General features: G+C 62.6%; 8 protein-coding genes and 3 pseudogenes. 7 read left to right on the forward strand and 4 right to left on the reverse strand.

From position 1 onward, the window contains the following. Positions 1 to 286: 286 nt before the first annotated feature. A complete protein-coding gene (locus ABSF49_RS17150) occupies positions 287 to 661 on the forward strand; it encodes a nuclear transport factor 2 family protein (RefSeq protein ID WP_424113867.1) in 375 nt (124 codons plus the stop codon). A gap of 230 nt (positions 662 to 891) precedes the next feature. Here ABSF49_RS17150 and ABSF49_RS17155 read toward each other — a convergent pair whose 3' ends face one another. Then, positions 892 to 1,683, reverse strand: coding sequence for a FadR/GntR family transcriptional regulator (locus tag ABSF49_RS17155; protein WP_424113868.1), 792 nt, complete (start codon positions 1,681 to 1,683; stop codon positions 892 to 894). A 1,017-nt stretch (positions 1,684 to 2,700) separates the two neighbouring features. Here ABSF49_RS17155 and ABSF49_RS17160 point away from each other — a divergent pair. Next, positions 2,701 to 2,832: pseudogene (locus tag ABSF49_RS17160) on the forward strand (transposase); the annotation flags it as partial. A 101-nt stretch (positions 2,833 to 2,933) separates the two neighbouring features. Here ABSF49_RS17160 and ABSF49_RS17165 read toward each other — a convergent pair. After that, positions 2,934 to 3,755 carry an FtsH/Yme1/Tma family ATP-dependent metallopeptidase gene (locus ABSF49_RS17165; protein WP_424113869.1) on the reverse strand — a complete coding sequence of 274 codons (822 nt, stop codon included), beginning with the start codon at positions 3,753 to 3,755 and terminating at the stop codon, positions 2,934 to 2,936. Positions 3,756 to 3,806: 51 nt separating this feature from the next. Between ABSF49_RS17165 and istA the strand changes: the two are divergent. The 3 genes and pseudogenes from istA (at position 3,807) to ABSF49_RS17180 (ending at position 6,971) form a co-directional block, all read left to right on the forward strand. Continuing rightward, positions 3,807 to 5,336, forward strand: a pseudogene (gene istA, locus ABSF49_RS17170) (IS21 family transposase). After that, positions 5,326 to 6,120, forward strand: coding sequence for an IS21-like element helper ATPase IstB (gene istB / locus ABSF49_RS17175; RefSeq protein WP_424113870.1), 795 nt, complete (start codon positions 5,326 to 5,328; stop codon positions 6,118 to 6,120). Before istA ends, istB begins: the two are co-directional and overlap by 11 nt. A 611-nt stretch (positions 6,121 to 6,731) precedes the next feature. Beyond that, positions 6,732 to 6,971: a hypothetical protein gene (locus ABSF49_RS17180; RefSeq protein WP_424113871.1), complete on the forward strand. Its 240-nt coding sequence runs from the start codon at positions 6,732 to 6,734 to the stop codon at positions 6,969 to 6,971. Between the two features lie 85 nt (positions 6,972 to 7,056). On the opposite strand, the gene ABSF49_RS17185 is transcribed toward ABSF49_RS17180, so the two are convergent. Continuing rightward, positions 7,057 to 7,209 (reverse strand): hypothetical protein, encoded by a 153-nt coding sequence (locus ABSF49_RS17185; RefSeq protein ID WP_424113872.1) that lies wholly within the window; start codon positions 7,207 to 7,209, stop codon positions 7,057 to 7,059. 41 nt (positions 7,210 to 7,250) lie between these two features. On the opposite strand from ABSF49_RS17185, the pseudogene ABSF49_RS17190 reads away from it, so the two are divergent. After that, positions 7,251 to 7,406: pseudogene (locus ABSF49_RS17190) on the forward strand (SDR family NAD(P)-dependent oxidoreductase); the annotation flags it as partial. A 38-nt stretch (positions 7,407 to 7,444) separates the two neighbouring features. Here ABSF49_RS17190 and ABSF49_RS17195 read toward each other — a convergent pair. Further along, the gene (locus tag ABSF49_RS17195) at positions 7,445 to 8,392 is read right to left on the reverse strand and encodes a sugar-binding transcriptional regulator (RefSeq protein WP_424113873.1); all 948 of its coding nucleotides are present in this window, start codon (positions 8,390 to 8,392) and stop codon (positions 7,445 to 7,447) included. 329 nt (positions 8,393 to 8,721) lie between these two features. Between ABSF49_RS17195 and ABSF49_RS17200 the strand changes: the two genes are divergently transcribed. Beyond that, positions 8,722 to 9,497 (forward strand): transketolase (locus tag ABSF49_RS17200; protein ID WP_424113874.1); only part of this gene is annotated, 776 nt, incomplete at its 3' end.

Consider the following 9,497-nt stretch of genomic DNA (forward strand, 5'->3'; position numbering starts at 1 on the left):
CGACGCCGCAAGCTTGATGACCGGTTCGATCGTGCAGGCGGACGGCGGATATACATGTTGGTGAACTCGACTCACCGCCGCCGAGACCCCCGGCGGGAGTCGCGGGAGATCTGGCGTCGCACTGGCCGGCGTCGACGACCGAAGACCCGACCAAGAATCCGGCTGTGAACCGGCGTGGCCTTAAGCCCCAATTCGCCAACCACCAAGATCGAGGCTCAATCGCGGACTCGCGTTGTGGCTGGTCGAGGAACGGGGGCACGTCATAACGAAAGTGAGGAATGCTATTATGGCGGATATGGTGGACGAAAACGCGATCGTCGAGGCGCTCGAGCGCTATCGCAAAGCGTTGCTCATGGCAGACAAGGCACAACTTGACGCGTTGTGCGCGGATGAAATGACCTACGGTCATTCATCCGGCCTGATTCAGACGAAGTCTGAATTCGTCGCCGACGCGACCAGCGGCAAGACTGCGTGGATTTCCATCGGCTTTGAAGAGCAGCGCAGCCGCGTGGTTGGCGGAGCCGCGATCTCACGATTTGTTTTCGTTGGTGAGAGTCAGAGCGGAGGCAAGGTCAACGCGTTGAGATTCGGGGCTGTCATGGTCTGGCAAATGCAGGGCGGCTATTGGAAGCTGCTCGTGCGGCAAGGATACAAACTCTGACGCCTCAATTTCGCTGATGAGGCTGACGCGAGTCAATGCGCCGTGATGATCGCGCCGCTGTGTCCAGGAGGGCGTTTGAACTCGCTCGCCGATGCCCAGACGCCTGACAAATCCGCTGCTCGGACGGCGCCGGTCGCCGACTGACGTCGCGTGGTCAGAACGTCCATCTGGCGCAGTTCCGCGACGATTTCTTCCGGCTCGCGAGGAGTAAGCATTTATGGTCGGAGAAATTAACTGTCGTCCCCTGGAAGAGCCGGCGTTTCTTCAAGTCGCTTTCGAGGAAGGCTTGTCTTCGTCGACTTTTCGCGTCCGTTAATTGGCAGGCCCAGGCGTTGAGAGGCGTTGTCGAGGTGCAGGCGCATGGCGTCGTGGGCCGCTGTGACGTCACCGACCTCGATCGCAGCCAAAATCGATTTGTGTTCGGCGAGCGTCGCTTTGGCCATTTCGTCAGAGCCCTGGCTGCCGCCGCCGGCGGCCAGGATGCTCTCCCGGACTCGCTCCGAAATAAACGCCAGAAATTGGGTCATGTAGTGATTGCCCGTCGCTTGCGTGATCGCAAGATGAAATTCCAGATCTGCCTTCAGCCACTGAACACTGCCGTAAGGCCCGGCAGGCATCCTTTTCACCGCGCTCCGCATCTTGGCGAGGTCGTCTTGCGACCGACGCAGGGCCGCCAACGCCGCGGCCTCGACTTCGAGGATTTTCCTTAACTCAAAAAGACCTACGAATGCGCCGCTTTCGCGCAGGGTGTCGCGGTCAATCGTCAGCGCCAGGAGATCTGTGTTTTCGGTGACGAATGCGCCGCGTCCCTGCTTGGACCAAACGCGACCTTCGGAGCGCAATTTGGCGATGGCTTCGCGTACGACATTTCTGCTTACGCCGAACGTGGTCGCCAAAATCTGTTCGGTGGGCAGTTGATCGCCGGGCTTGAGACGGCCTTGCGCGATTTCTCGCGAGATCGAACTTGCCACAAGCGCTGGCAGATGGGGTCCCCGGTTCAATTTGCCGAGCTTCAAAGCCATAGGTCAGCTCTCCTGAGCGCGACGGGCGGGCGAGATGCGGTCAGCGCTCATCGCGTTCCACTTGTCGCGGGCGTTCCTCGATAGAGCGCGAAATCGAGGGGCGCGACGTCCATGCTGCGATTGGAAGGCCTTCCGAGTGGGTCCGCCTATTCCATGCTCCGCTCCAATGCTCGCGTGCGCGGCCTGAAAACGGTCCCATGACCCAATTGCCGCAGCGCTGCGCTGCATCTTCCGCAGTCGCCAGCGGCCCGCATTCAATGGGCATTTCATCCAATATGGCGATAGCTTCGGAATGCGAAGAGCGAGGGCCGCCCATAAAACCCAACCTCCAGAGCGCGGACGCCGAGGCCAGACATAGGCAGCGCCGTTAGGTTGTCATGCAACCTTACCTTTAGACATAATCCCGAACCTGCGGAGGCGCAATCTCCAGTCGCGTCGCCCCGGTGAGCGCCCGGGCGTCAAGAAGAGAATTTGCGAGAAAGACTGACCGCTTTCAGGATGACGCATGTGATGATTCCGGTCCTGGATCTCGAGAGACCGATCGAGTTCTACGCGGGACCGATCGGAATGAGACTTCTGCGCAGGCAAGGCCTTCCCGAAGTGCGCTCCCTCCAGCCATTGTAGGGCACGGGCCCGAAGCTAACAACACTGTTATCGAGCTTACACACAATCGGGACCAGAGAGGGCCTATTCAATTCGGCTCTGGTCTTGGCCATCTCGCTCCAGGCGTGACGGACATTTACGCCGCCTACGCCGCGCCTGCGGCCGCCGTTTCGACTAAGACTGTCGTCCGCCAAAATTGGACCGCGTTGACGAAATTGCGCAGTAGTTGACAGAATTGCGCAGCCAACCAATGCTTCTGCGTCGCCCATCTCGCTTCGCTATTCGCGGAAACGTCTTTGCTCGAATCGCGTCCGAGCTGAAACGCCGGAGATTATCCTTCTGGCATCAGTCTAGCGTTAAGAGTCCGTTTGAGAACGCATTGAAAGAGATCGCTGGCCATGATTCAAGCTTGGGATGTGGACCCCAGCGACGCGCGGCCGAATGGCCAAGATCGAGAAGAAGACCAAACGCTACCCGAGCGATTTGACTGACGAGGAATGGGCGCGGATCCAGCCTTTCCTTCCCGGCGCGTCGAAAACAGGTCGTATGCCTCGACGGCGACGATGACGACACACGGCTTTCCGTGTCGCTTGCAGAACACGGGAGCCGAGCGGGCCTCCTTGTAGACGGCCGCCAAGCGGCGACGATCACGAAAGCTGACGCTGGTCATCGGACATCTCCTTCGGCGCACCGACCTTGCGGACAGCAGGCGTCTTCACGCTACCAATGACAGCCTTGATTTCGAGGGCGTCGAGATACCGACTCTCGGCCAGCGCAGCCGCCAGCGCATCGAGAGCCGGACGGTTCTCAGCGATGACCTTAGACGCGCGATCCATCGCCCTCGTCAACAAATCCTCCACGCGCTTACGGACGTCAGGCAGACTGATCGCCAAGTTGTCGGGGAGCGAAATCAGCGATCCACCCAAACCCGCCTTAGAGATCGCCAGGTAGGCCATCGACGTTGCCTGTTCGAGATCCGTAGTGGAACCGTAAGAAGGCTCTCCAAAGACGGCAATTTCGGCGGCGCGACCTCCCATGGCTCCCGCCAGGTGACGCTCGATCTCGTCGATTCTGGGCGATCCCGCAGGGAGAGATGCAAGCGTCTGCCTGTTGTCGGCGTCGACGAATTCGACCGCGAAACCGAGCTTAGAAAAGACGATCGCATGGCCGGCCTCGTGGATGCAGACGATCCGCTCGAAATCAGGATTATGGGCGCCTCGCCTGGCGGCGGTGACGTCGGATACATCGACAGCCGTGACCTTCCGCTTGCACGTCCTCGCCAGGCGGCGACCCTCCCGGGCTACCTGAGCGATTTCCGCCGGCGACAGGCCTCGGCAATCCCGAGCCGCTCGATCGAGGCCGGCGAGATGGCCAAGGTGATGCTCCAGGACCCCCTGGAGATCGGCTTGTTGATTTCCGCTGAGAACTGACCCAGGCGGCGAGGATTTTTCCATCGAGAACTGACCCATGTTTGAACCCCATCCCACGCCATGAGTGCGGGGGACAGCGGAGTGATCGACATGGAGTTATTGAGCGTCATCCGACGCTGGCGCCATCGGGACCATTTCTCGATCCGGGAGATCTCTCGACGCACAGGGCTGTCGCGGAACACCGTTCGCAAGTATCTGCGCTCGGACAACGTTGAGCCTCGGTTCAACGCTCCTGACCGCCCCAGCAAGCTCGATCCCTATGCAGACAAGCTGTCGGCGATGCTGCGCGTGGAGACGGGCAAGTCGCGCAAGCAGAAGCGCACGATCAGACAACTGCACGCCGATTTGGCCGCTCTCGGCTATGAGGGCTCCTACAATCGGGTGGCGGCCTTTGCCCGTGACTGGAAGGCCGCCCTACAGCGCGAGCAACAAACCATCGGTCGCGGCGCCTTCGTCCCCCTGGCGTTTGTTCCGGGTGAAGCCTTCCAGTTCGACTGGTCCGAGGACTAGGCGATCATCGGCGGCGAGCGGACCAAACTGCAAGTCGCTCACGCCAAGCTGTCCTACAGCCGGGCCTTCACGCTGCGGGCCTACCTGCTGCAAACCCACGAGATGCTGTTCGACGCCCATAACCACGCCTTCCGCGTTCTGGGCGGCGTGCCGCGGCGGGGCATCTTCGACAATATGAAGACCGCGGTCGACAAGGTCGGCCGCGGCAAGCAGCGCCAGGTCAACATTCGCTTCTCGGTCATGGTCAGCCACTTCCTGTTCGAGGCCGAGTTCTGCAACCCTGCTTCCGGCTGAGAGAAGGGGCAGATCGAGAATAACGTGCAGGACGCTCGCCATCGGCTCTGGCAGCCCATGCCGAACTTGCCCTCTCTGGAGGCGTTGAACGAGTGGCTGGAGAGGCGCTGCCGCGAACTGTGGGCCCTGACGCCGCACGGCGCTCAACCCGGCACGATCGCCGATATCCGGGCCGAAGAGGCTCGGCACCTGATGCCGACGCCCCGACCGTTCGACGGCTTCGTCGAATACGCCAAGCGGGTCTCTCCGACTTGCCTCGTCCACCTGGAGCGCAATCGCTACAGCGTGCCGGCTTCCTTCGCCAATCGCCCGATTAGTCTGCGCGTCTATCCCGATCGCATCGTCATCGTCGCCGAGGGACTGGTCATCGGCGAACATCGCCGGGTCTCTGCCCGTTCCCACGATCGTCAGAGCGAGACGGTTTATGACTGGCGGCACTATCTGGCGGTCGTCCAGCGCAAACCCGGCGCCCTGCGCAACGGCGCGCCCTTCGCCGAGATGCCGGCGGCCTTCAGGTCCCTGCAACAACACCTGCTCAAGACGCCGGGCGGCGACTGCGAGATGGTCGAGATCCTGGCCCTGGTTCTCCAGCACGACGAGCAGGTCGTGCTCACGGCCGTCGAGTTGGCTTTGCAGGCCGGCGTGCCGACCAAGACCCATATCCTCAACCTGCTGCACCGACTGATCGACGGCAAGCCGATCGCCTCGCCAACCGTGCAGGCGCCCCAGGCGCTCGCGCTGACCGCCGAACCGCTTGCCGACGTCGAGCGCTATGACGCTCTGCGCCGGGCCAAGGAGGCGCGCCATGCGTCATAATCCGGCCAGCGGCGCCATCGTCATCATGCTGCGCAGCCTCAAAATGCAGGGCATGGCGCAAGCCGTCAGCGAACTGACCGAACAGGGCTCGCCGGCCTTCGAGGCGGCCATGCCGATTCTGTCGCAACTCCTGAAGGCGGAGACAGCCGAGCGGGAGGTCCGATCAACCGCCTACCAGCTCAAGGCCGCTCGCTTCCCGGCCTACCGCGACTTCAACGGCTTCGACTTCGCCAGCAGCGAGGTCAACGAAGCGCTCGTCCGCCAGCTCTATCGTTGCGAGTTTCTCGAGAATGCTCACAACGTTGTTCTGGTCGGAGGTCCTGGCACGGGCAAAACCCACATCGCCACGGCCCTCGGCGTCCAGGCCATCGAACACCACCACAAGCGGGTTCGCTTCTTCTCGACCGTTGAACTCGTCAACGCCCTCGAACAGGAAAAGGTTCAGGGAAAGGCCGGACAGATCGCCGGGCGGCTCGCCCACTCCGATCTCGTCATCCTAGACGAACTGGGCTACCTGCCGTTCAGCGCCTCGGGAGGCGCCTTGCTCTTCCACTTGCTCAGCAGGCTCTACGAGCGCACCAGCGTCGCCATCACAACCAACCTCAGCTTCAGTGAGTGGGCGACCGTCTTCGGCGACGCCAAGATGACCACCGCGCTGCTCGATCGCCTCACCCACCACTGCCACATCCTGGAGACCGGAAACGACAGCTTCCGCTTCAAGAACAGCTCGGCAAAGGCCGACAAACCGACCAAGGAGAAGACAAGGAACTTGACCGCCACCTGACCAACCAACCATCATCGAGGCGGGTCAGTTCCTGATGGAAAGCCCGGGTCAGCTCTCAGCGGAAATCAACACTCATTCGCGGCGCTAATGCGCCCCCCGCCGTCTTTGCGCATAACACAGATGCGGAGAGCTCGCGAGATTGAACGACGCCCCTAAATCGAGAGTCACCCCAACGCTATGCAGCAGCGAATGATCGCTTCGGCATTTCGAGAGCCGGAAGCCGGCAGTCCGCTCTCGGCCATCACTTCCGTTTCGCGCCCAGCTTGGCCGTTCAGCCGATGGTCACCGCACCTCCGAAGCGAACGTTGAGGTAACCGGTCCGCTCGACCTGAGAGCCGTGGACCGGTCGCCTGGAACGAAGTCCGCTGCGCTCGCTTGATATTCGCCTCCCAGTCGGCAGCGCGCGGCGGTGCGATGATCCGGGTATCCATAGCGCCCGCAGGTCCCGGCGAGTTCGATGATGTCGGCTGCAAGCGCCGCCTCGTCATCGCCGATTCTGCGGAGAGTGCGATCGCTAACGCGGAATTATCACGCGAGTACGGCGGATCGGCAACGCATGGTGCCACGAGGCCCGGGGGCTTGTCGCCTAGCTGCGAACTTCCGCCGAGATCTTGATCCGTTGCCTGAGCTCGGACCATGCGCTGTGCAAGACCTTCGAACTCGTCGCCGCCGCCGGCTCGGCGCCGGACGACTTCGACGCGCTCTTCGCACCTCTCCATGCCGATCCGCAAGACGCGATAGATGGCGTGCGTGACATGGCGAACATGCCGCTGGAGGGCGAGCCGCAGCGCGTGCGCGATGACCTGGATGCGGCGCTCGCACACCACAACCCGTCGGCGACCGCGGACTGAGGCGGCCACCACTGTCTGGGCGATCGAGCGCCGGTCTGTAGGCGCGCACTGATGATTATACAAATTGATCGGAGAACCTACGATGTCACAACGCACATGGCTTATCACCGGCGTCAGCAGCGGCTTCGGCCGTGAACTCACCGATCAACTGCTCGCGCGCGGCGATCGCGTAGTCGGAACCGTTCGCGACGCCGGCAAGGTCGCCGATCTGATTAAACGCAACCCCCAGACGTTTCACGTTGAAAGCTCGACGTAACCGATGTGGCGGCGATCCGAGAGATGGTCGAACGCTCGTTTGCCTGGCTCGGACGCATCGACGCGATCGTAAGCAACGCCGGCTACGGCCTGTTCGGCGCGGCCGAAGAGCTTTCCGACGCGCAGATCGATCACATGATCGCCACCAACCTGGTTGGATCGATCCAGCTCGTCCGCGCGGTGCCGCCGCACCTTCGCGCCCAGGGCGGCGGCCGCGTTCACAGCAGCTTCTCCGCCGTGAACTTGTCGGTGACGAGAACGTTGACGAAGCCGCCGATCAGACAGCCACGAATGGCCTCGACCTTGCGGTCGCCTCCGGCGACGCCGACGACGCGCGGGGTTTGCTTCAGCTCTTCGAGCGTCACGCCGATCACTCGATCGTCGAGCGGCCCATGCACCGGCGCGCCGTTGCGATCAAAGAACCTGAGCGACGTATCGCCGACGGCGCCGCGCCGGGCGAGGTCCTGCAATTCTGCGTCGGTGAAGGCGTTGCCCGAGTTGGAAAGCATCAGCGAAGGCTGCAGCGCGCCGATGCCGATGAGCGCAATGGTCATGCGGCGGAACTGGTCTATCGCGGCGCGGACGTAAGGGTCGCCCAGCATGATGAGTCGCGCCGCCGACGAACTGACGACGCCCTGCGCCGGAAGGAGTTGCGCCTCCGCGCCGGTCAGCATGGCCAATCGCGTAGTCAACTGCGTGGCGTGGCTTTGTACCGAGGGATTGCCGATGCCGCCGAGAATCTGGACGACCCGTTCGGCGTGCGGTCGCTTCATCGGATGGATCGCGTCAACCATGCGCAGCAGCGAGGCGCTCCACGACGAGATGCCGATGACGTCGCCCTGGGACAGCGTCACCTCGAGGTAATTCGCCGCCGCGGCGCCGATCGCCGACAGGATCGCCTCTTCGCGGTCCTCGAAGCATTCGGCGACGATCGCCTCGCTCAGGCCGTAACGCTGGCGCAGTCCGTTCTCGATTTGCGGATAAGTGCCGCGCGGCGCGGTTATAGTGACGCGCACCACGCCCTCCGCCTCCGCCCGTTTCAGCAAGCGAGAGACCGTCGCTTGCGAGACGTGCAGGGTCTGCGAGATCTCAGCCTGCTTGAGTTTGTCTTCGTAATAGAGCTGGGCGACGCGCAGCAGCATCCGAAGTTCGTCGGTTCGACTCATGGTTGCAGCCTGGACTCGCTCGTGCGCCAATATCGCGCATTGATGCGAATAAATATTCATCTATGGCCTAAGTGTCCATCCTTCTTCCAAGATTGCCGCCGAGCGTTGCTACCGGCGCCGGAGCGACCCCTCGTCTGCGCGTCCTTTCGTATGTCTCTCGCTTGGCGGAGTGGCGGTTGCCCAAATTCTCGATTGACACGATCCATACCGCCGGCATAAACTGCAAGTCAATGCGATATGGAATATTTATTCACCCGGAGGTTTGATTGACTGCGCAGCTGACAGCCGTCGAGGGACTCGCCGATCTGCGGTCGCCCTTGCCGGTGACGATGAGCGGCGTCGAGCGCGCTGCGAGCCTCCAGCAGACGGCCACCCAGATCCGCCGCAGCATCGTGCAGATGATCGGCCGCGCCCGCCTCGGCCACATCGGCGGCGACTTTTCGACAACTGACATCCTGGCGACGCTGTTCTTTGCCGTGCTGCGCCTCGACCCGCGCCAGCCGGCCGCGCCGGGCCGCGACCGTTTCATCCTCAGCAAGGGCCACTGCTCCGCGGCGCTCTATTCGACGCTGGCCTTGCGCGGCTTCTTCCCTGTCGAGAACCTGGCGACGTTCATGCAGCCGCTGTCGGCGTTGAACGGCCATCCCAACCGGCGCAAGGTTCCCGGCGTCGAGGCCAACACCGGCCCGCTCGGGCACGGGCTGCCCATCGGCGTCGGATGCGCCGTCGCCGCCAAGCTGGCCAAGGCGTCATGGCGCACATTTGTCGTTCTCGGCGACGGCGAACTGCAGGAAGGCTCGAACTGGGAGGCGGCGATGTGCGCCGGCCATCGCCAGCTCGACAACCTCGTCGCCGTCGTCGACCGCAACCGACTTCAGCAGGGCGCGCGCACCGAAGACACCAATCGCCTCGAGCCGCTGGCCGATCGCTGGCGCGCGTTTGGTTGGGAGACCGTCGAATGCGACGGCCACGACCATGCCGCGCTCTACCAGGCGTTCGTCGCGCCGATGAACGGCCGCCCACGCTGTGTGATCGCCAGGACGATCAAGGGCAAGGGCGTTTCGTTCATCGAGGATCGCGTCGAGTGGCATCACAAGGTGCCGTC

Origin of the sequence: Roseiarcus sp., assembly GCF_049514155.1 — a bacterium.
In the GTDB taxonomy this organism is placed as follows: domain Bacteria; phylum Pseudomonadota; class Alphaproteobacteria; order Rhizobiales; family Beijerinckiaceae; genus Roseiarcus.